General features: G+C 38.3%; 22 protein-coding genes. 16 read left to right on the top strand and 6 right to left on the bottom strand.

The features are described from left to right. The first annotated feature begins 42 nt into the window (after positions 1–42). The 7 genes from bamA to rnhB all read left to right on the top strand — a co-directional run bounded on the left by bamA (position 43) and on the right by rnhB (position 7,277). On the top strand, positions 43–2,481 hold the full coding sequence (gene bamA, locus EV694_RS00130) for an outer membrane protein assembly factor BamA (protein ID WP_132687546.1): 2,439 nt from the start codon (positions 43–45) through the stop codon (positions 2,479–2,481). Positions 2,482–2,571: 90 nt separating this feature from the next. After that, positions 2,572–3,153, top strand: a complete 582-nt coding sequence (locus tag EV694_RS00135) for an OmpH/Skp family outer membrane protein (protein ID WP_132687549.1) — start codon at positions 2,572–2,574, stop codon at positions 3,151–3,153. Further along, entirely contained in the window at positions 3,153–4,172 is a 1,020-nt protein-coding gene (gene lpxD / locus EV694_RS00140) for a UDP-3-O-(3-hydroxymyristoyl)glucosamine N-acyltransferase (RefSeq protein ID WP_424580032.1), read from the top strand. Before EV694_RS00135 ends, lpxD begins: the two co-directional genes overlap by 1 nt. 23 nt (positions 4,173–4,195) lie before the next feature. Further along, the gene (fabZ, locus tag EV694_RS00145; RefSeq protein ID WP_132687553.1) at positions 4,196–4,648 is read left to right on the top strand and encodes a 3-hydroxyacyl-ACP dehydratase FabZ; all 453 of its coding nucleotides are present in this window, start codon (positions 4,196–4,198) and stop codon (positions 4,646–4,648) included. Positions 4,649–4,669: 21 nt separating this feature from the next. After that, the gene (lpxA, locus tag EV694_RS00150; RefSeq protein ID WP_132687556.1) at positions 4,670–5,458 is read left to right on the top strand and encodes an acyl-ACP--UDP-N-acetylglucosamine O-acyltransferase; all 789 of its coding nucleotides are present in this window, start codon (positions 4,670–4,672) and stop codon (positions 5,456–5,458) included. A 63-nt stretch (positions 5,459–5,521) separates the two neighbouring features. Continuing rightward, positions 5,522–6,700 carry a lipid-A-disaccharide synthase gene (gene lpxB / locus EV694_RS00155; RefSeq protein WP_132687558.1) on the top strand — a complete coding sequence of 393 codons (1,179 nt, stop codon included), beginning with the start codon at positions 5,522–5,524 and terminating at the stop codon, positions 6,698–6,700. After that, on the top strand, positions 6,690–7,277 hold the full coding sequence (rnhB, locus tag EV694_RS00160; protein ID WP_132687560.1) for a ribonuclease HII: 588 nt from the start codon (positions 6,690–6,692) through the stop codon (positions 7,275–7,277). The genes lpxB and rnhB overlap by 11 nt, the downstream gene beginning before the upstream one ends. 108 nt (positions 7,278–7,385) lie before the next feature. Here the strand turns inward: rnhB and EV694_RS00165 are convergent, their stop codons facing one another. The 3 genes from EV694_RS00165 to EV694_RS00175 all read right to left on the bottom strand — a co-directional run bounded on the left by EV694_RS00165 (position 7,386) and on the right by EV694_RS00175 (position 9,494). Continuing rightward, a complete protein-coding gene (locus tag EV694_RS00165) occupies positions 7,386–8,390 on the bottom strand; it encodes an AI-2E family transporter (RefSeq protein ID WP_132687563.1) in 1,005 nt (334 codons plus the stop codon). Positions 8,391–8,896: 506 nt separating this feature from the next. Further along, positions 8,897–9,187 carry an addiction module antidote protein gene (locus EV694_RS00170; RefSeq protein ID WP_132687566.1) on the bottom strand — a complete coding sequence of 97 codons (291 nt, stop codon included), beginning with the start codon at positions 9,185–9,187 and terminating at the stop codon, positions 8,897–8,899. Then, positions 9,180–9,494 carry a type II toxin-antitoxin system RelE/ParE family toxin gene (locus EV694_RS00175; protein ID WP_132687569.1) on the bottom strand — a complete coding sequence of 105 codons (315 nt, stop codon included), beginning with the start codon at positions 9,492–9,494 and terminating at the stop codon, positions 9,180–9,182. The genes EV694_RS00170 and EV694_RS00175 overlap by 8 nt, the downstream gene beginning before the upstream one ends. A 167-nt stretch (positions 9,495–9,661) precedes the next feature. Between EV694_RS00175 and ubiE the strand changes: the two genes are divergently transcribed. The 8 genes from ubiE (at position 9,662) to hemB (ending at position 16,359) form a co-directional block, all read left to right on the top strand. Next, positions 9,662–10,462: a bifunctional demethylmenaquinone methyltransferase/2-methoxy-6-polyprenyl-1,4-benzoquinol methylase UbiE gene (gene ubiE / locus EV694_RS00180; RefSeq protein ID WP_132687571.1), complete on the top strand. Its 801-nt coding sequence runs from the start codon at positions 9,662–9,664 to the stop codon at positions 10,460–10,462. A 9-nt stretch (positions 10,463–10,471) separates the two neighbouring features. Continuing rightward, on the top strand, positions 10,472–11,086 hold the full coding sequence (locus tag EV694_RS00185; RefSeq protein WP_132687574.1) for a ubiquinone biosynthesis accessory factor UbiJ: 615 nt from the start codon (positions 10,472–10,474) through the stop codon (positions 11,084–11,086). Next, on the top strand, positions 11,067–12,707 hold the full coding sequence (gene ubiB, locus EV694_RS00190; protein ID WP_132687577.1) for a ubiquinone biosynthesis regulatory protein kinase UbiB: 1,641 nt from the start codon (positions 11,067–11,069) through the stop codon (positions 12,705–12,707). The genes EV694_RS00185 and ubiB overlap by 20 nt, the downstream gene beginning before the upstream one ends. A gap of 98 nt (positions 12,708–12,805) precedes the next feature. After that, positions 12,806–13,042 (top strand): Sec-independent protein translocase subunit TatA, encoded by a 237-nt coding sequence (gene tatA / locus EV694_RS00195; protein WP_132687580.1) that lies wholly within the window; start codon positions 12,806–12,808, stop codon positions 13,040–13,042. Between the two features lie 2 nt (positions 13,043–13,044). Continuing rightward, positions 13,045–13,638, top strand: coding sequence for a Sec-independent protein translocase protein TatB (gene tatB, locus EV694_RS00200; protein WP_132687583.1), 594 nt, complete (start codon positions 13,045–13,047; stop codon positions 13,636–13,638). Between the two features lie 33 nt (positions 13,639–13,671). After that, positions 13,672–14,430 carry a Sec-independent protein translocase subunit TatC gene (gene tatC, locus EV694_RS00205; protein ID WP_132687585.1) on the top strand — a complete coding sequence of 253 codons (759 nt, stop codon included), beginning with the start codon at positions 13,672–13,674 and terminating at the stop codon, positions 14,428–14,430. A 3-nt stretch (positions 14,431–14,433) separates the two neighbouring features. Further along, on the top strand, positions 14,434–15,315 hold the full coding sequence (locus EV694_RS00210) for a DMT family transporter (protein WP_132687588.1): 882 nt from the start codon (positions 14,434–14,436) through the stop codon (positions 15,313–15,315). Between the two features lie 18 nt (positions 15,316–15,333). Next, complete coding sequence (gene hemB, locus EV694_RS00215; RefSeq protein ID WP_132687590.1) at positions 15,334–16,359, top strand: porphobilinogen synthase; 1,026 nt, start codon at positions 15,334–15,336, stop codon at positions 16,357–16,359. A 247-nt stretch (positions 16,360–16,606) separates the two neighbouring features. On the opposite strand, the gene EV694_RS00220 is transcribed toward hemB, so the two are convergent. The 3 genes from EV694_RS00220 to mnmC all read right to left on the bottom strand — a co-directional run bounded on the left by EV694_RS00220 (position 16,607) and on the right by mnmC (position 21,059). Then, on the bottom strand, positions 16,607–17,620 hold the full coding sequence (locus EV694_RS00220) for a WaaS/CpsH family glycosyltransferase (RefSeq protein WP_132687592.1): 1,014 nt from the start codon (positions 17,618–17,620) through the stop codon (positions 16,607–16,609). Beyond that, positions 17,620–18,657 carry a glycosyltransferase family 4 protein gene (locus EV694_RS00225; RefSeq protein WP_132687595.1) on the bottom strand — a complete coding sequence of 346 codons (1,038 nt, stop codon included), beginning with the start codon at positions 18,655–18,657 and terminating at the stop codon, positions 17,620–17,622. The genes EV694_RS00220 and EV694_RS00225 overlap by 1 nt, the downstream gene beginning before the upstream one ends. 380 nt (positions 18,658–19,037) lie before the next feature. Beyond that, positions 19,038–21,059, bottom strand: a complete 2,022-nt coding sequence (mnmC, locus tag EV694_RS00230; protein ID WP_132687597.1) for a bifunctional tRNA (5-methylaminomethyl-2-thiouridine)(34)-methyltransferase MnmC2/FAD-dependent 5-carboxymethylaminomethyl-2-thiouridine(34) oxidoreductase MnmC1 — start codon at positions 21,057–21,059, stop codon at positions 19,038–19,040. A 145-nt stretch (positions 21,060–21,204) separates the two neighbouring features. Between mnmC and fabB the strand changes: the two genes are divergently transcribed. Beyond that, complete coding sequence (gene fabB / locus EV694_RS00235; RefSeq protein ID WP_132687600.1) at positions 21,205–22,425, top strand: beta-ketoacyl-ACP synthase I; 1,221 nt, start codon at positions 21,205–21,207, stop codon at positions 22,423–22,425. Positions 22,426–22,440: the final 15 nt, after the last annotated feature.

The raw sequence follows: 22,440 nt of genomic DNA on the forward strand, positions 1-22,440 counted from the left end.
TTCTACAAACCATTTATTTGATTACACAGGATCATTGTTACGATGAAAAAACTTCTTATTACTAGCTTACTATTTGGCGCAACAGGATCGGCTCTTGCCGCACCTTTTGTGGTACAAGATATTCGCGTAGAAGGCGTACAACCGAGTACAGAACGCAACATTATTGCAAGTTTACCTGTTCGGGTTGGGCAACGAGCAACAGATAATGATATTGCTAATGTGGTTCGTTCCATGTTTTTGCAAAATGCTTACGAAGATGTACGTGCTTCTCGTGATGGTAATACCTTAGTGATTTCCGTTGTGGAACGCCCTGTTATCGCGGATATTGTGATTGAAGGTAATAAGGCTGTCCCTACAGAGGCATTAAAACAAAATTTAGAAGCCAATGGTATTGCGACAGGCGAAGTGTTAAATAATGAAAAACTCAAGGCTTTTAGCCAGAGTTTAGAAGAACATTATCGTAGCGTAGGACGTTATGATGCGAAAGTTGAAACAGTGATTAATCGTTTACCTAATAATCGTGCCGAGGTAAAACTGGTTATCAAAGAAAATGATATGGCGATTTTAAAACAAATCACTTTCCATGGTAATGAGCATTTTAGTGATAGTAAGTTATTAGAACAAATTGAGTTACAACCCGATTCTTGGTGGAAGTTATGGGGAAATAAGTTTGAACAACAAAAATTTGAACTTGATCTTGAAACCTTGCGTAATTTCTATCTCAATCAGGGCTATGCAAAATTTCAAATTACGAATACAAATGTGCAAATTAATCCTTCAGAAGTCATTGACGGCAAAGAAAAAGATACCACTGTTGAAGTTACTATTGATATGAATGAAGGAGCTCAATATCGTGTTAGTGGAGCGCGTATTGTCGGAGATACCGCTGGAATGAGTACGGAATTATTACCCGCTTTACAACATATTGAAGTAGGCGAAATTTTCCGTGGTTCAAATATTAATACCGTAGAAGAAGCCATTAAAGCCAAATTAGGTGAACGTGGTTATGCCACGGCAACCATTAATTTACACCCAGAATTTGATGATAACAGTCATACCGTTGCTTTAACCTTTGTGGTTGATGCAGGACGAAGCTATTCCGTACGTCGTATTCGCTTTGAAGGTAATGATGTGAGTGCGGATTCTACTTTGCGCCAAGAAATGCGCCAACAAGAGGGAACTTGGCTTTCAGCGAGCTTACTTGAGCTAGGCAAAGTGCGGTTAGAACGCACAGGATTTTTTGAAACCGTTGATTATAAAACCGTTCCCGTAGAAGGCACTGATGATCAACTTGATGTGATTTATAAAGTCAAAGAACGTAATACGGGAAGTATTAACTTTGGTATTGGTTATGGTACAGAAAGTGGTTTAAGTTATCAGGCAAGTATTAAGCAGGATAATTTCTTAGGTATGGGGTCTTCCATTAGCTTATCAGGTTCACGTAACGATTATGGAACAAGTGTGAGCTTAGGCTATAATGAGCCTTATTTTACCAAAGATGGGGTTAGCTTAGGCGGGAATATTTTCTATGAAACCTATGATAACTCAAATAACGATAGTATTGCGTCTTATGCAAGAACCACTTACGGTATTAATGGTACCTTAGGTTTTCCAGTTAATGAAAATAATGCTTTTTATATTGGTGCAGGCTACACCTATAATAAGTTAAAAAATGTTTTCCCAGAATATAACCGCTCTTTATATTTGCAATCCATGAACTTTGATGATTGGAAATTTAAAGCCAGCGATTTTGATGTCTCCTTTGGTTGGAATTATAACAGTTTAAATCGTGGTTATTTCCCAACATCTGGGATTAAAGCTACATTAGGTGGACGGGTTACCGCACCGGGCTCTGATAATAAATACTATAAATTAAACTTTGATGCCACAGGTTTTTATCCACTAAATCGTGATCATACTTGGGTATTATCAGGAAAAATAGGGGCAAATTATGCCGATGGCTTTGGCGGTAAACGTTTACCATTCTATCAATATTATACCGCTGGTGGATTAGGTTCCTTGCGTGGTTTTGCATACGGTGGGGTAGGGCCTCAAGCCATTTATATGTCGCAATCAAATGCCTCTAATTCAAGTTGTCAAAGCGTAACGGCAGCCGCAACTTGTTATGATTATATTAACGGCGATGTGGTTGGCGGTAATGCCATGGCAACCGCCAGTGTGGAATTAATTTTCCCAACCCCATTTGTGGCAGATAAAAACCAACGTTCAGTAAGAACCTCTGTCTTTGTTGATGCAGCAAGTGTGTGGAATACTCATTGGAAAAAAGATAAAGAGGGACTTAGTGCTAGTGTTACTACCGTTGACTATGGTGATCCTACCAGAGTACGAGCTTCCGCTGGGGTAGCATTACAATGGCAATCGCCGATTGGGCCTTTGGTGTTCTCTTACGCAAAACCGATTAAAAAATATGATGGTGACGAAATTGAACAATTCCAGTTTAGTATCGGTGGCACCTTCTAATTAAAAAACCTTTACCATAGGATTTATGTTTAAAATGAGATCCTATGGTAAGTTATTATTTACTCAATCATCAAAATTAAGGAAAATCTTATGAAAAAAGTTTTAAAAGTGACCGCACTTTCTTTAGCGTTAGCATTCACTTCAGGTTTAGCAAATGCCGCTGAAAATATTGCTTTTATTAATGCTGGCTACCTTTTCCAAAATCACCCAGATCGTAAAGCAACAGAAGAAAAATTAGATGCGGAATTTAAACCTCAGGTAGAAAAATTAGAGGCTAGCAAAAAAGCCATTGAAGAGAAAATTCAGGCAGAAAGAAAGAAAATCGATGACCAAGTGGCGAAGTTAGAAAAAGATGCTAAAGATCCAAAACAGCGTCCTTCAGAGTTACAAAAACGTCAAGAAGATCTGTATAAACAACAAGCGGCAGCGGAAGAAGCTATTAATAAATTAGTGGCTGAGCATGACAAACAAGCTCAAGAATTCCAAGTGGCTTATGATAAACGTCAAGCGGAAGAAAGAACAAAACTATTAGAAAGTATTCAACAAGCTACCGATAAAGTGGCAAAAGATAAAAAATATACCTTAGTGTTAGATGCAAATTCTGTGGTATATGGCGATGGAAAAGATATTACGGAAGAGGTTTTAAAAGCAATTCCAGCACAGGCTAAATAATGGCATATCAACTACAACAATTAGCAGAACAAATCGGTGCTACCCTTAGGGGTAACGCCGATATTTTGATTGAGAGCATTGCCCCTTTAGAGCAGGCGAACAATAAGCAAATTACGTTTATTTCCAATCCTAAATTTCGTGAACAATTATCGCATTGCCAAGCAGGTGCCATTATTGTAACAGAACAAGATGTTAGCTATTGCTCAGCACAAAGTAACCTCTTAATTGTTAAAGATCCTTATGTTGCTTATGCGTTACTGGCACAATATATGGATAGCACACCAAAAGCTGCCCAAGGTATTGCGGAAAGTGCGGTAATTTCAGCCACTGCAAAATTAGGTCACAATGTGTCTATCGGGGCTAATAGCGTCATTGAAGATGGGGTTGAGCTTGGTGATAATGTGGTAATTGGTGCAAATTGCTTTATTGGTAAACAAGCCAAAATTGGTGCCAACACCCAACTATGGGCAAATGTGAGTATTTATCATCAAGTGCAAATTGGCGAGCATTGTTTAATTCAAGCGGGGGCAGTTATTGGCAGCGATGGATTTGGCTATGCCAATGAACGTGGACGTTGGATTAAAATTCCACAAACAGGAACTGTCATCATTGGTAATAATGTGGAAATAGGGGCTTGTACCTGTATCGACCGTGGTGCGTTAGATGCTACTGTGATTGAAGATAATGTGATTATTGATAACCTCTGTCAAATTGCCCACAATGTGCATATTGGTACAGGCACAGCGGTGGCTGGTGGTGTCATTATGGCAGGAAGCCTAAAAGTTGGGCGTTATTGCCTTATCGGTGGTGCTAGTGTTATCAATGGGCATATGGAAATTTGTGATCAAGTTACCATTACAGGTATGGGAATGGTAATGCGTCCTATCACTGAGCCGGGTGTCTATTCTTCGGGGATCCCTTTACAAACAAATAAAGAATGGCGTAAAACCGCTGCTTTAACTTTAAATATTGATAATATGAATAAACGCTTGAAAGCATTAGAGCGTCAAAATAACTAATAACTTAGCGAGCAAGGATTAAAATGACAACTGAACAAAGCACAGCAAGAATTGTTGATATTAATGAAATTATGCAATTATTGCCACATCGTTACCCTTTTCTTTTAGTTGATCGAGTGGTTAATTTTGAGGAAGGAAAATGGTTAAAAGCCATTAAAAATGTGAGCGTAAATGAACCTTGTTTTACGGGGCATTTTCCTCATAAACCGATTTTTCCTGGGGTATTGATTTTAGAATCCTTAGCACAAGCAATGGGAATTTTGGCGTTTAAAACTCATAATCTTAACGATGAAGAACTTTTCTATTTTGCAGGTATTGATGAAGTGCGTTTTAAACAACCTGTGGTACCGGGCGATCAAATGCAACTCTATGTGGAAGTGATCAAAGAACGTCGTGGGGTAACTCGCTTTAAAGGCATTGCTACCGTTGATGGCGAACTAGCTTGTGAAGCGGTGCTTATGTGTGCACGTCGTTAATCTTTACGATGGGAGAAAATTATGATTCATCAAAGTGCAAAAATTCACCCAACTGCAATCGTAGAACAAGGGGCGAAAATTGCTGAAAATGTGGTTATTGGGCCTTTTTGTGTCATCGGTAAAGAGGTTGAAATTGGCAAAGGAACGGTTCTACATTCTCACGTGGTGGTAAATGGTATTACCAAAATTGGCGAACAAAACCAAATTTTCCAGTTTGCGAGTATTGGAGAAGTGAATCAAGATCTCAAATACCAAGGTGAACCCACAAAAACCTTTATTGGTAACCGCAATCGTATTCGTGAAAGTGTAACTATTCATCGTGGTACGGTACAAGGCGGTGGCGTAACCCGTATTGGTGATGATAACCTCTTTATGATTAACGCCCATATCGCCCATGATTGCCAAATTAAAAATCGCTGTATTCTTGCCAATAATGCAACCTTAGCGGGGCATGTAGAATTAGACGATTTTGTGATTGTTGGTGGAATGTCTGCCATTCATCAATTTGTCATTGTGGGGGCGCATGTTATGCTTGGTGGTGGCTCCATGGTAAGTCAAGATGTACCACCTTATGTAATGGCACAAGGAAACCATGCACAACCTTTTGGCGTCAATATTGAAGGCTTAAAACGACGTGGTTTTGATAAGCCAACGCTCCATTCCATTCGTAATGTCTATAAACTCATTTATCGTAGTGGTAAAACCCTTGACGAAGTGATGCCAGAGATTGAACAAATTGCCGAAAAAGATTCCGCAATCAGCTTCTTTATTGAGTTCTTCAAGCGTTCAACTCGTGGTATTATTCGCTAAATAAAGCAAATGATTTCTCGACCGTACTCAAAGTGCGGTCATTTTTTTAAGTGTTTTTTATCTATGGAAAAAAATAAAGATTACCCGCTTATTGGTCTTGTCGCTGGCGAAATTTCTGGTGATATTCTTGGCGCAGGGCTTATTCGAGCCTTAAAAATCATTTATCCTAATGCACGTTTTATTGGTATTGCTGGGCCTAGAATGCAGGCGGAAGGCTGCCAAAGTTTAGTAGAAATGGAAGACATTGCCGTTATGGGATTAAGTGAAGTGGTTAAGCATTTACCGCGTTTACTTAAAATCCGCCGTTTTATCATTCAACAAATGTTACAACAACGCCCCGATGTGTTTATTGGGATTGATGCGCCTGATTTCAATTTAACAGTAGAATTAAAGCTAAAGCAACAAGGGATAAAAACCCTTCATTATGTTAGCCCCTCTGTGTGGGCATGGCGACAAAAACGAATTCATAAAATTGCCCAAGCTACCCATCAAGTGTTAGCCTTATTGCCTTTTGAAAAAGCCTTTTATGATAAATTTGACGTACCTTGTCGCTTTATTGGGCATACAATGGCGGATAGCATTGCCTTAAAACCTTCACGAGATGAGGCTTGTGAATTATTGCAATTAGACCCACAACAACGCTATATGGCAATTTTACCGGGCAGCCGCCGTACAGAACTTGAATTTTTAAGCGAGCCTTTTCTCCAGACCGCACAAAAATTAAAGCAACAATTTCCTGACTTACAATTTTTAGTACCTTTTACTAGCCCAGCTCGCCGCCAACAATTTGAACAAATAAAAGCCAAAGTTGCCCCTGAATTAGATCTTATTTTACTCAACGGCTATGCACGCCAAGCAATGATTATTGCCCAAGCCACTTTATTAGCCTCAGGCACAGCGGCGTTGGAAGCGATGCTATGTAAATCGCCTATGGTGGTTGCTTATCGTATGAAAGCAACTACCTATCAGCTTGCTAAACGCTTAGTCAAAACGCCATATATTTCTCTACCGAATTTACTTGCTAATGAAATGCTTGTCCCCGAGCTGATCCAACAAGATTGTACGCCAGATAACTTAGCACAACAGCTCGGCGAGTTATTCGCAGACAATGAACAAGCTCAACAAAAGCGAAACCAATTAATCCAACGTTTTACCGATTTGCATCAATTCATCCAGCGTGATGCGGATAAACAAGCGGCTGAAGCAGTGCAACAAATATTGGAACAAGAAAATGACCGTTGAATTTATTTATCCTAATGCACATTATATTGCTGGCGTTGATGAAGTGGGACGAGGCCCATTGGTAGGTGCGGTGGTAACCGCAGCTGTAATTTTAGATCCCAATAAACCCATAGCAGGCTTAATGGATTCCAAAAAACTGAGTGAAAAAAAACGACTATTGCTGGCAGAACAAATTAAACAAAATGCACTGGCTTGGAGCTTAGGGCGCGCCGAAGCAGAAGAAATTGATCAGCTCAATATTTTACAAGCCAGTATGTTAGCCATGCAAAGAGCGGTAGAAAATCTCGCGATATTACCAGACTTTGTGTTGGTTGACGGTAATCGCCTACCCAAATGGTCATATCCATCACAAGCGGTAGTCAAAGGCGATAGCCTTGTGGCTGAAATTAGTGCTGCCTCAATTCTCGCAAAAGTCGCCCGAGATCAAGAAATGTTACTTTTGGATCAGCAATATCCCCAATACGGTTTTGCCAAACATAAAGGCTACCCCACCAAACTGCATTTAGAAAAACTAGCACAATTCGGCCCCTTACCTATTCATCGTAAAAGTTTTGCGCCTGTACGCAAGTTTTTATAGTCGTTTCAATTTAAAAGGGCGATTATAGTCGCCCCTTGATAAAAGGGCGAAACTGTTAGCAAAGTAGAGAAATAAAAGTGAAAAAATAATTCAAAAACCCACGGCACTTTAAATCAATTCTTTTTGTTGTAAGGTTAATTTTAATTGTGCATAACCTATAGGCGCAACGATTAGCCCTGCGATACCAAATAATGCTTCCATCACTAACATCACCAATAATAATTCCCAGGCTTTAGCTTGAATTTTTTGTCCAATAATTTCGGCATTGAGGAAATATTCAAGTTTGTGGATAAAAATTAACCAAATTAAAGACGCCCCTGCTAGGGGTAAGCTAATGGTTAAACTGAGTAAGACAATCACTGAATTTGAAATTAAGTTACCGACGATTGGCAATAATCCCACTAAAAACGTAAAAAGAATAAGTAAGGTTTTTAACGGAAGATGTTGATGAAATAAAGGCAATAAAATCACCAAATATAAGGCGGTAAGTGCGGTGTTAATGGCGGAAATTTTTATTTGTGAAAGAAAGACGTGATTGAAACAGGTCATTAAAGTGGTAAAGCCTGTTTGTAGGGATTGGGTTAGCGGTTTATTGGTGTTATGTGGTTTATATTGTATTGCCATAATTGCCCCTATTACAATGCCAATAATAATATAGCCAATGCCTTTTAGAGTATGTCCGCCAATTTGTTGTAACTCGAGGCTATGTTGTTGTAACCAGTTAATAAAATAATGATGAAAGGCTTGTAAACTTGAGGGTAAATAACGGCTAATATTTTCAGGTAAGCTGGAATGTAACTGTTGAAAAAGTTGGGCAAATTGTTGTGGGATATGGGTAAAGTCATTATGTTGGCTATCCCCCAGCCAATCGCCGATGGTATAGAATAGGGTTATTAAGGCGAGTAATAAAACAGATACCGCTATTAATTTGCGGTGGGATAATTGAGGAAAATGTCGTTGTAGTCGTTCTGCGATAAGTAAGCTCAGGCTGTAGGTAAGCAGTAAGCTAAATATAGCAAGGGTCAGGTGTAAGGCTAATACAGCTCCCCAAAATAATAAAATTCCCGTACAAGCGGAAAGAAAAGCGAACCAGAGATTGTTTGTTGTGTTCATGATGATTTTCCATGGAAATGATTTATAAATCTATGCTGGGCATTATACTGTGATTTTTTTCATTGTTCATATAGCCATTTTTATTTTATGTTTGTTTCAATGAGAGATTATTTTAAAAATGGGAGGAAAGTGCGGTCAGTTTTTTGATTTTTTCCAAAAATCTTGATTATCCGATCACTCCCCCTTAAAAATTCCCTGTGAAATTCAGAATACTGAGGACTGAGGACAGTATTAATCTTAAATACTAATAAATTAGTGTAGCCATTATTCTGTCCTCTGTCTTCCGTCCTCTGTTCTCTGAACAGCAAAGAAAGTAAGTCGCCAACGGCGAAAACCGTTAGCCAAGGCGGAGAAATAAAAGTGAAAAAATAATTCAAAAACTTACCGCACTTTAACAATATAACCCCTCACTTTAAAATAGTACAACGTTAACATTCCTCGCCATATTATCTTCTGTGTGCCGCTTTGTTTTAAACTGAGACAATTGATAATGTATTGAAATAGAATTAACTTTGCATAGAAGCAAGTTTAAATCCAAGCCCATTCATAATTTTCACGATAGTTTCAAAACGAGGTTTATTTTTACCAGATAATGCCTTATATAGACTTTCTCGTCCTAATCCCGTTTTTTCGGCAAGTTCTGTCATACCTCTTGCTTTAGCAACTTCGCCTAATGCTGAAAGAAATTCATTGACATCGCCTTCTTCAAGCACTTCAGTTAAATAAGCGGCGATCATTTCTTCGCTATCTAAATACTCTGCGGTATCAAAAACCTTTAATTCGATCTTTTTAGTCATTTTCATTTTCCTGTTTTTTTATTTCTTGCCATAATTCTTTTGCTTTTTTAATATCTTCTTGTTGTGTTGATTTATTGCCTCCCAAAATAAGAATATAGGTTATTTCTTTTTTCTTAGCATAATATACTCGATAACCTGGACCTTTTGGAATTCTCATTTCATATACACCATCACCAACAGATTTGTGGTCGCCAAAATTGCCGTTTTTTGCTCGATTAATACGATGAATAATCGCCGCTTTTCCTTGTAAATCTTTTAATTTAGATAGCCAAGATTGAAACAATTCGGTTTGGATAATGAATAACATTTTTATCTCCATATTAGAGAGTGTATTGTATCTATATGGATACAATGTTGCAATGTATGCTTAATATTTATTTTAAATTGAACCAACCATAGCACAAGGATAATGATGTTTTGTTTCGATTTTTTGCTATAATGTGGCAATGTTTGATCTGAATAATGCCCTTAATTATGAAAAAATTTTCTGAAAATCAACCGCACTTTTCTCATTCCGATCCCCAGCTTGATAATCCAGAAACCACTCATTTTGGTTTTCAAACTGTTGCCAAAGAAAAAAAACAACAAATGGTGGCACAGGTGTTTCATTCTGTGGCGGGCAAATATGATTTAATGAATGATTTATTATCCTTTGGTATTCATCGTCTTTGGAAGCGTTTTACCATTGATTGTAGTGGGGTACGCAAAGGGCAACATATTTTAGATTTAGCTGGTGGAACAGGGGATTTTTCTGCCAAGTTTTCCCGTTTAGTGGGGGAAACTGGGCGTGTGGTGCTTGCTGATATTAATGACTCCATGTTGCAAGTAGGGCGAGAAAAATTGCGTAATTTGGGGGTAGTCGGCAATGTGGATTATGTGCAAGCCAATGCGGAAATGTTACCCTTTCCCGATAACAGTTTTGATTGTATTGTGATTAGCTTTGGGCTGCGTAATGTAACGGATAAAGACAAAGCCTTGCGTTCTATGTATCGTGTGCTAAAACCCGGTGGGCGTTTATTGGTGTTGGAATTTTCTAAACCGATTTTTGCCCCTTTAAGTCAAGCCTATAACTTTTATTCTTTTAATATCTTGCCGAAAATTGGTGAGGTGGTGGTGAATGATGGCGATAGTTATCGTTATTTGGCGGAGTCAATTCGTATGCACCCTGCCCAGCAAGAATTGCAATCTATGATGGAACAAGCAGGCTTTGAGCAAACCAGTTATTATAATTTAACCGCTGGTATTGTGGCATTGCATCGTGGTTATAAGTTTTAGGGATTGATTATGTTGACACAATTATTGCAAGCTGGGATAGAAAATGGGCTTAATCATTTATTGCATCATAGCCCTGAAGCCAAACCTTATTTAGCGAAATTGCAAGGTAAAGTGTTGGCGATAGGTTTACAATCTCAAGGTTTACAAATTTATTTGTGTTTTTCAGATCAGGCTATTGATGTTGTTGGTCAATATGGGGAGCAAGCGGATTGCGATGTGGCGATTGCACGTCACTTATTATTTAATCCCCCTTCTAAAGCACAATTAAGCCAATTGATTAATGATAAATCCATCATTTTGCATGGCGATTTACAAGTGTTACAAGATTTTGTTGCCTTGTTAGAACAGTTGGAAAAAGATCCTGCTTTATTATTAGCCCCTTATTTAGGCGATGTGTTGGCATATAGTAGCGTTAGTTTTGCTCGCCACTTAACAACCCATATAAAACAGCATATTGCCACTAGCCAACAATATTGGGGCGAACGTTTAACGGAAGAATGGCAGCTGCTTTCCCCTCGTTTAGCGGTGCAAGATTTTAATCAAGAAGTCAAAACTTTAGCCAAACAGACCGCACTTTTAGAACAACGTATTGCGAAATTACTTTATGAAAATCAGTCAAATTAAGCGTTTTTACCATATTGTTAAAACCTTTCTTATTTATGGCATTGATGAAGAGTTACCTACTCATCGCCATACCAGAATATTGCGTTGGGCAAGAAAAGGGCTATTTTGGTTACATAATCAACATAGTGATAAATCCTTTGGGCTGCGTTTGCGTTTGGCGTTGCAACAGCTTGGGCCTGTTTGGATTAAGCTAGGGCAAATGCTATCTACACGCCGTGATCTCTTTCCCCCTGACATTGCTGATGAATTGGCATTATTGCAAGATCAGGTTGAACCTTTTTCTGGCGAATTAGCTCGTCAGCAAATTGAACAAGCTTTAGGCGATAAACTTGAACGTTGGTTTGTGGATTTTGATCCACAAGCCTTGGCGTCTGCTTCTATTGCACAAGTGCATTGTGCTAAATTTAATGCTGAACAAGAACAAGCTGGGCAAGAGGTCGTGATTAAGGTAATACGCCCTCATATTTTGCCCACCATTCAAGCAGATTTAAGTTTGATGTATTTATTAGCCAGTTGGGTGCCTAAGTTAAGTAAAGAGGGGTATCGTTTACGTCCTGTGGAAGTGGTGCAGGAATATGAAAAAACCTTGTTAGCTGAATTGGATTTACGCCATGAAATGGCAAATGCCATTCAGCTTAAGCGTAATTTTGAACAAAGTCCGATGCTTTATATTCCTACGATGTACCCTGAATTTTGCCATAAAAATGTGATCGTAATGGAACGCATTTATGGTATCCCTGTTTCCGATATTCAACGCTTAGAAGACAATGGTACGGATATGAAATTGCTAGCGGAACGTGGGGTACAAGTCTTTTTTACCCAAGTATTTCGTGATAGCTTTTTTCATGCGGATATGCACCCCGGCAATATTTTTGTGAGTGAACAACATCCGCAAGACCCGCAGTATATCGGCATTGATTGTGGTATTGTTGGACGTTTAAATGAGCATGATAAACGTTATTTGGCGGAATGTTTTGTGGCATTTTTTAACCGAGATTATCGCCGTGTGGCAGAAATGCACGTTAAATCAGGTTGGACACCAGAAGATACCAATATTGACGAATTTGAGCAGGCGTTTCGTGAAGTGTGCGAGCCTATTTTTGCTAAGCCCTTAGCGGAAATTTCTTTTGGACAAGTATTGCTGAATCTGTTTAATACCGCACGCCGTTTTAATATGCAGGTGCAACCGCAGTTAGTGTTGTTACAAAAAACCTTATTATATATTGAGGGATTAGGGCGGCAACTTTATCCGCAATTAGATTTATGGCAAACCGCTAAACCTTTCTTACAAGATTGGTTATCCCAACAAATGGGGGTAAAAATGTTGTGGCATAAATTGCAAGATCAATTACCTTATTGGCGTGAACATGCGGTGGATTTCCCTATGACCTTATTTGATGCCTTAAAGCAACAAAAAGCAATGCAACTGCAATTAAGCCAAATTAATCAGCAACTGCAACAACGAGAAAAACAGCAAAGAAAATCTTCTTTTTTGTGGGTGGGAACGGTGATTTTTGTGGCAACCCTATGGCAATTCGCCACCTTGCCGACGTGGTTAATTTCTATGGCATTGGTGAGTAGCATAATTTTGTGGTTATATGGTTTATTTTTTCGCCGATAATGGCGAAGAGAAAAAATAATTCCTTTAAGCTATTGTTCAACAGGGCTAAAAGGGCTAAACTCTAGCAAGTTTGATTAATTAATAATAAGGAAAACTATATGGGTGGTATTAGTATTTGGCAACTTCTCATTATCGTTGCAATCGTTGTCTTACTTTTTGGTACAAAAAAATTAAGAACCTTGGGATCAGATTTAGGTGAGTCAATTAAAGGCTTTAAAAAAGCCATGAAAGAAGACGAACCTGCAGTGAAAGACGCAGAGTTTAAATCTCTTGAAAATGAGACAACGCAAGTGAAAAACGAAGCTGAAAAAGCGAAAGAAAAAGAACAGGCTTAATCGTGTTTGATATTGGTTTTTCTGAATTAGTACTAGTGATGATTGTGGGGCTAATTGTATTAGGCCCACAACGTATGCCGATTGCTATTCGCACTGTTATGGGCTGGGTGAGAACCTTGCGTAATTTAGCCAGCAATGTGCAAAATGAATTATCACAAGAATTGAAATTACAGGAATTAAAAGACAATATCAAAAAAGCCGAAGAATTAAACCTCAAATCCTTATCGCCAGAATTAAGCAAAACCGTAGAAGAACTTAAACAATCCGCACAAAAAATGAAAGCGGAATTAGAGAGTAAAGGTCAAGTTGCGACATCTTCTATTCAAGCGGAAATGGATAAGGTACAGCGTGCCATTGACAAAGATTTAGCAGAAGCAGAGTCTAATTCTGTTTCAGACAATGATAAATCTATACAAAAAACAACAGAAAAAGACACCGCACTTTTAGATAATCAACCCCAATTAGCAGAAGATGATCAAGCTGAATTAGCTGAGCAAGATGAATTATTGGCAAAATATATTGACCAATATCACCCTGAAGAGACAGAGTTAGTGCCAGCTAAACCAGAAAATAATAGAAAAAAACATAATCTTTGATTTTCTTCGGCTGGATAATAATCGAGAGCCTGTATGAGCGTTGAAGAATCCCAACCACTGATTTCCCATTTAATTGAATTACGCAACCGTATTTTACGTTGCATTGCCTGTATTTTATTGGTATTTCTGGCATTAGTGTATTTCGCTAATGATATTTATCATCTCATTTCAGCACCTTTAGTGGAGCAGTTGCCTAATGGGGCAAGTATGATTGCCACTAGCATTGTTACGCCTTTTTTTACCCCTATTAAATTAACACTCATCGCCTCCGTATTTGTTTCAGTGCCTTATATTTTGTATCAAATTTGGGCATTTATCGCCCCCGCACTGTATCAGCACGAAAAACGCCTGATTTATCCCTTACTTTTTTCCAGTACTTTATTATTTTATGTGGGAGTGGCTTTCGCTTATTATGTGGTATTCCCCCTTGTTTTTGCTTTTTTAACTAAAACTGCACCAGAGGGGGTCGCCATCGCAACAGATATTAGCAGTTACCTTGATTTTGTACTGACCTTATTTTTAGCCTTTGGTGTTTGTTTTGAAGTGCCTGTCGCAATTATTTTGCTCTGCTGGTCAGGCATTACCACCCCAGAGGATCTTAGACAAAAACGCCCCTATATTATTGTTGCCGCCTTTGTGATTGGTATGTTACTTACCCCACCTGATGTGTTTTCACAAACATTATTAGCCATTCCAATGTGCTTATTATTTGAAGTTGGTGTTATTTTTGCTCGTTTTTATCGCCCAAAAGAAGAAAATGAACAAAATAATGAATCACAACATAAGGAATAATTGATGTTTTATGCCTTATTGGCGGTACTTATTTGGGGAAGTTCCTTTACCGCAGGTAAAATTGCTTATACTATGGCAGATCCTGTATTGGTAACCCAATTTCGTTTTCTTTTGGCTGGGCTATTAGTCGCCCCTGTCTTTTTCAAATCCTATCGGCAAATCCCCCCACACTTACGCCAAAAAGTATGGTGGTTAGCCTTATTAAATTTCCCCATTTCCTTTTTATTACAGTTTATTGGCTTGCAATATACCTCCGCTTCTGTTGCCGCTACCATTGTTGGGGCAGAACCCTTGATTACCGTCCTTATTGGCTTTTTATTTTTTCAACAAAGGGGGAAATTATTAGATTGGCTAATGAGTATCGTGGTGTTTATTGGTATCTTGCTTATTGTTATTTCAACACATCGCCAAGCAGGAAATACGGCACTATTCGGCGTATTATTAATTATTGCTGCCGCGGTTGCTTTTGTTTTTTGTTTATACCTTGGCAAAACCCTGCTACAAGAAATTGAGCCTAAAGTTTATAGCAGTGTATTATTAGGGCTTGCTCCCTTATTATGTTTACCTTTTACCTTGACGCTCACCCAAAATTGGCAAATAACCCCAAATTCAGAGGGCATTTTAGCGATTTTATACCTTGCTTGGGCTTGTGGTTGGTTAGCCATTCACTGCTGGAATAAAAGTATCCAAAAAATTTCTGCTAACCACGCTGGCATTATTATTGCCCTAGAACCTGTTTTTGGTGTATTTATTGCGATGATTTGGCTTGGCGAAAGCCTGTCGTGGCTAACCAGTTTAGGGGTGATTTTAGTGATTGGTGCTACTTTAATTGCGGTAGGATTACCTGCGTGGCGCCAATATCGCAAGAAAACATCTTCATTTTAATTAACTTCGGATAAAAATATGACAACACAAATTTTTACAGGCTTTCCCGCTCGCCGTTTACGCCGTATGCGTAAACAAGATTTTAGCCGCCGTTTAATGGCAGAACATAAATTAAGCGTTGATGACTTAATTTATCCTGTTTTTGTTATTGAGGGAGAAAATCAACGAGAGCCAATCCCCTCAATGCCAAATATTGAGCGATTAACCATTGACCAATTATTAATTGAAGCACAATTATTAGTGAAATATGGCGTGCCTGCCATCGCCTTATTTCCTGTTGTACCTCAACAAAAAAAATCCCTCAACGCCGAAGAGGCTTATAACCCTAACGGCTTGGCACAACGTGCAGTAAGAGCATTAAAAACGCATTATCCACAGCTTGGCGTGATAACGGATGTTGCTCTTGATCCCTTTACCTTACATGGACAAGACGGCATTATTGATGAACAAGGCTATGTGCTTAATGATATTACCTGCGAAGTCTTAGTGAAACAGGCACTCTCCCACGCCGAAGCGGGGGCTGATATTGTTGCACCAAGTGATATGATGGACGGACGAATTGGGCATATTCGTCAAGCCTTAGAGCAACAAGGTTTTGTCAATACCCAAATTATGGCGTATTCCGCCAAATATGCCTCAAATTATTATGGACCTTTTCGTGATGCTGTTGGATCAGCGGGCAATTTAAAAGGGGGCAATAAAAAGACCTATCAACTTGATCCCGCTAACAGCAACGAAGGCTTGCAAGAAGTAGCTTTAGACATACAAGAAGGAGCGGATATGGTCATGGTTAAACCTGGTATGCCTTATTTGGATCTGGTGTATCGTGTTAAACAATATTTTGGCGTGCCTACTTTTGCCTATCAAGTTTCAGGCGAATATGCCATGCATATGGCCGCCATTCAAAATGGCTGGCTGGCAGAAAAAGACTGTATTTTAGAATCCTTGCTTTGTTTCAAACGGGCAGGTGCTGACGGTATTCTGACTTATTTTGCCAAACAAGTGGCAGAATGGTTGTATTTTGAGGGGCAGGAGAAGGATTGATATTTAAGTGACATAATGAACAAAATAGTTGCTAATAATAATTTTCTCAAATTGTTAGCAACTCTTTTATTAGGAAAACATTACACTTGTATTTTTTGGTTGTACTGGATATATAGTCGTTCTACTTTAAATTGAAACGACGAGGTAATTTCTGATTTTATACTTAATTAGGATTGTTTAGAATATTTTGTTTATTCCTTTATGAATGCGGAGGAAGTAAGTTATGCCTAAAAAGAAACCAGTATAATTAATCTAAACCTTTTAAAATCCGTTCTATCCATGCACTAAATGAATAGTAATTTTTGATGTTTTCATCAATGAGCTGATAAGGTCTAGCTAAGAAGTCGCATAAAGAGTCTGGGGTATTATTTTCCCAAATAAGAATATTATTTGGATGGTAAAAATCATAATTTTTTATGGTTTTATTTGTTGTGATCAACTTTTTATTAAAACACATAGCATCAAAAACTCTAAAAGATAAACCAGAATGATTCGGATTCACAAAATCGACCACCGCATCACAATACTGAACTTTTTGCAAATTTTTTTCAAACGTAAAGGACTCTTGAGGTAAAAGGTGTGTTATTCCTTGAGTACTTAACATTTTTTGTGCGTTTTTTTGTTTTGATACGATATAGAAATCAAGGGGTAAATGACAATGGTTAGCAGTATCGACAAAATTTTTGATCTCACTATTTCTATCTGCGTTATATCCTCCAAGAAAATAAATACCAGATGAATGTTGCTTTTGTTCTGTTAATGTTAAAGGAAAATCAAAGAAAAAATTTGTGGTTGGTTTGACATGATAAGCTGCATATTTTTTCACATCGGATTGATCAAAAACATAAAAGTCATTGAAAAATTCTGTATATTCTAAAATATCAGGAAATACATCAATACCATCCCATTGATAATTAACACAATGTTGAGAAAGTGATGAGACTTGTTGAACGAATGATTTAGGAAAGATATTTGCTCGAATAAATAAAGCATAATCTGCTTTTTGTTGTTGAAGTGAGGCTATTTTGTCAGAAATATCTTGAAAAAATGGTGAAAGCTTTAAATATTTTTTATATTCACTACTTTTTTTAATGTATTTATCGTAGAGTAATTTTATTGGACTAAATGGGGTAGTAAAATGTGTTTTTTGCATATTATAACAAAAGGTAATAACATCAAATCCACAATATTCAAGATTTTTTTGAATACATTTTTCTAAACCATATAAATATGGTAAAGCAAGAATAATTTTTTTCTTCATTATGATAATCTCTCAATAATATTTTGCAGGGCTTGAATATGTTTTATTAGGCTTGGATCGTAATTTAATGTATTTAGAGGTTGTTCTATTCGGCTAATATGTTTTATTGATGATTTTATTGCTAGCTCAAGTGTATGTATATTTTTTCGGTTAAAAGTGTAGCCAAAATTATTTTGAAAAACTTCTGTACAAGCCATATTTTCAGAAAAAATAATTGGTGTTCCACAGAGAATTGATTCCACGCCTACTAAGCCAAAAGGCTCATATTTAGAAGCCATAATGGTATAATCAGCAGCTTGATATAATTCTTGCATATTACTACAAAATCCAAGAGAGCGAATATTTCTGCTTTCTGTAACCTGTGTGCCGGCAACAATCAATTTAATAGGTAAATCTGTTTGTTCAAAATAATTTTTAAGTAAATCGAATCCTTTACGAGAATGCCCGGTAGAGGGAAAGATATAAATGATTTCTTGTGAGGAAAAACCAAATTTTTTTCTTAAATTTGACCGCACTTCTTTACTAATAGTATGGAATTTTTTTGTATTAGCTGGAGGGTAAATAACTTCAATTTTGTGTTCAGGAATATTATAAAGCTCAATTAATTCATTTTTCATTAATTGTGAATGAGCGATAATTAATTGACATTCTTCATAGGCTTTTTGTTCATTATAGATTTTTAGTTTCTCTAGTAATGTAGGCGCTTTATTAAGAGCTCGTAAATAACCTTTGTGTTGTCCTCCACAAATAAGAATATCGGACTTTCTTACTTGTTGAATAGAAATAATTATTTCGTCTTTTGCTTTTTGTTTTTGTATTGCTCGAGAAAAGAAAGGTAGTCGAAATTTTTTCGGACACCAAGATAAATTAATTTTTTGAGGATCAATCCATTGATATTCTTTTAATGTTTTATGAAATGATGTTGAATAAAATTTTGTTTTTATACCATGCTGATGAAATCCATCAACTAAGTCTAAAATATAGCGTTCAACACCACCACCTTGTTTGAATTTTAGGCATGTTAAAGAAAAGGACATATTGTACCCCAAAAAATTAGTTATATTGTTCAATCTATGAATGTCTAAAACTTAATGAATGAAATGCTAAAGTTTTATTAAAAAGACTTTCTTTAATCTGGTTACTTTTACAAATAAGCATATCATTTTTGATATTTATGTGTATTTATACAATAAAAAGAAAATGACAACAACTTTTTCAGCCGAAAATGTATAGATTTATCCTTTTTATTATATAGTTGTTCTAGTTGAAAATAATACAGTGTTGGCAGGCATTATCATACTACTTGCACTATTTTTTACGTAGATATTGCCTTATTTTCATTGAAACTGCTATATCTATAATGTTTGAAAAATGCCATCATTACCTTATCAGAAAATCATTAAAAAGAGTTACTTTCCTATTTTTCAACCCTACTCCCCTTCAACAACTTTCTTATCCAGCTACGATTTGGGTTTAAGGCATTGATAATATCGTTGCTGAGGGGGAGAGGTTCTGCGTAGATAAGGGAGGCGAGGGTTTCTGCCAGCAATGGGGCGGAGGTTAAGCCGCGTGAGCCTAATGCACCGAGTAAAAAAAGATTGTCAAAATTGACCGCACTTTTTATGGGTTGTTGGCGACGGCGTAGGTTATATAGGTTGGCGTAATCCGTCATTTGTTGGGCAAAATTCGGTACGTTGCCCATTATAGGAAGTCGATCTCGTACCGCACAACGCACGCCCGTTCTCGCTTGGTTGGTGCTGGTATTAATCTCTTTAACCCAAGAGGCACCAGCGAGATTTTGTTGAATTTTTTGTTGGTTTTGCTGTTGTTCTTGTGGGCTAAATTGTCTGTCAGCACAATCTCTCACATGGCTTGCACCTAGACAATGTTGTTGATCTTGGGGATCTTGTGGGGTGAGGTAGCCATCATAACAGATAACGGTTTTTAATTTTGCTAATTGTGGCGAGCTGTTGATATGGCTCACTTGCCCACGTACAGGGTAGGTTGGCAAGGCTTGAGTTTGGCTAAATTGGTTAATGTTATGTCCATTGGCGAGAATGACTATGCGATGTTGAAAGCATTCTCCTTGCTCATTTTCTAAATGCCAATCAGGGGCGTGATGATGAAGGGCGGTGATATTTTGTTGTGTTTTTATGCTAACTCCTTGTTGTTGTAGATAGTGCCATAAATTCTGGACTAATTGACGTGGGGCAAGCCAACCTCCTTTGGGAATAAAGCCACCATGGCAAGGAAGAGGTAAGCCTGCGATTTGGCTCAGTTGCGATGATGAGAGGGTTTGGTAAATGTCGTTGGGTAAGCCAAGTTGCTCAATTTTGGCTAATTTTTTTGCCACATTGTCTTGGTAAGCACAGAGGATTACACCGCAATTTTTTTGAGCAAAATCAATGTGTTGTTGTAACCAAGCGAATTGTTGTTGGCAATAGGCAAAGGCGTGTAAATAAAAGCGGATATTGCGTTCATCATCATCGCTTAATTGGGGATAATATGCCCCTTGTTTATTGCCTGAGGCATTGAGGGCGGGTTGGGGATCTTGGCAATAAAGGGTAATTTTTGCCCCACGTTGCCAAAGAGATAAGGCGGTAAAAGCGGCAGCGATGCCACCGCCCACAATGGCAATATCAAAAATTTTGTCAGAATTGACCGCACTTTGGGGCAGTTGCCATGGGGTTGTGAGGGGAGGTGCGGTGTGATTTTGGGATTTTTTTCCCACCAGCATTTCTCGCTTTTTACCGAAGCCTTTGGTTTTGTAAACCTCAAAACCAGCTTGTAATAAGCCTTTACGCACTTTACTGGCGGCGGTAAAGGTCGCAAAGGTGCCTTCGGGTTTGGTTAGGCGGTACATTTGTTGAAAAAGTTGTTCATTCCACATGTCTGGATTTTTGGCGGGCGAAAAGCCATCTAAAAACCAAGCATCCACTTTGTTATTCATATAATCGCCTAATTGGGGCAGGTTATCGGCGATATCGCCGAACCATAAATCCAGCGAGGTTTCGTCAAAATGAAAGCGGTAGCAACCTTCAATGGGGGAGAGCCATTTTTGTTGGAGTTCATGGCATAAGGGGGCGAATTCTTGGTATGGCTGTTGTGCTTGGCGTAGGTCGGCTAGGGATAATGGATACTTTTCAAAGGAAATAAAGTATAAACGGCGTAGGGGAGCTTGGGGCTGTTGCTGGCGAAACTGGCGAAATAATTGGATTGTGGCGAGAAAGTTTAACCCTGTACCAAATCCTGTTTCCGCAATAGTAAAATGGGATTTTGTGCTTGTTAGCCAGCGTTGCCAAAGTTGATTGCCTTGTTGAAACACATAACGACTTTCGGCAAGTCCATCTTGATTAGAAAAATAGACATCATCAAATTGATGAGCTACAGGGGTATTTTGCGGATTAAAATAAATATTGGCGAATTGAATTTGACGCATAAAAATATCTCTTTTGACTATTTAACGTTATAATACCCCGAGTTTTTATTTTATGCACTGGTCTTACATTCTAATTTATGCTTGCATAATTATTTTTTCATAGTAAGTTAGTGCAAATTTCGCGTTCTATATTTGAGGAGAAGCAATGAAAAGAGCAGTGATTACAGGATTTGGTGTCATTTCAAGTATTGGTAATAATAAACAAGAAGTGTTGGCATCATTGAAAGCAGGTAAATCAGGGATTGAGGTTGTTCCTGAGTTTGTGGAAATGGGAATGCGTAGTCATGTGGCTGGGACGTTAAAAATTACCCCAAGTGAACATATTGATCGTAAAGTTTACCGTTTTATGGGCGATGCCGCTGCCTATGCTTATCTTTCAATGAAAGAAGCCATTGAAGATGCAGGCTTGACGGAAGAACAGGTATCCAATGATCGTACAGGCTTAGTAATTGGGGCAGGTACAGGCTCTGCTCATAATCAATTAGTGGCTTGTGATGCTGTGCGAGGTCCGAGAGGGGTAAAAGCAGTTGGACCTTATGCGGTAACTAAAACCATGGCATCAAGTGTTTCCGCTTGTTTAGCCACGCCTTATAAAATTCGTGGGGTAAATTATAGTATCAGCTCGGCTTGTGCTACATCAGCCCATTGTATTGGGCACGCTTTAGAGCTTATTCAATTAGGCAAGCAAGATATTGTCTTTGCTGGCGGTGCGGAAGAGCTTTCTTGGGAATGTGCTACCGAATTTGATGCCATGGGGGCAGTATCCACCAAATATAATGATACCCCAGAAAAAGCCTCAAGAGCTTATGACGCCAATCGCGATGGTTTCGTGATTGCTGGCGGCGGCGCTGTCGTGGTAGTGGAAGAATTAGAACATGCCCTTGCTCGTGGTGCGAAAATCTATGCCGAGATTGTAGGCTATGGGGCGACTTCCGATGGTTATGATATGGTGGCACCAAGTGGCGAAGGGGCAGAGCGTTGTATGCAACAAGCGATGGCAACGGTAGATACGCCTATTGATTATATTAATGTACATGGTACTTCAACACCTGTGGGCGATGTGAAAGAACTGGGGGCGATTAAAGCGGTCTTTGGCGAAAATATCCCAGCCATTTCTTCCACTAAATCCATGACAGGTCATTCTTTAGGAGCAGCAGGGGCTCACGAAGCCATTTATACCTTATTAATGTTAGACAATGATTTTATTGCACCAAGCATTAATATTGAAACCTTAGACGAACAAGCACAGGGTTGTAATATCATCACAGAAACCAAAGAAAATGCAGGCTTACATACGGTAATGTCAAATAGCTTTGGTTTTGGCGGAACTAATGCAACCTTGGTGTTTAGACGTTATCAGGGGTGATTTTAGTTATTGTTG

It is taken from the genome of Volucribacter psittacicida (assembly GCF_004339025.1).
GTDB lineage: Bacteria > Pseudomonadota > Gammaproteobacteria > Enterobacterales > Pasteurellaceae > Volucribacter > Volucribacter psittacicida.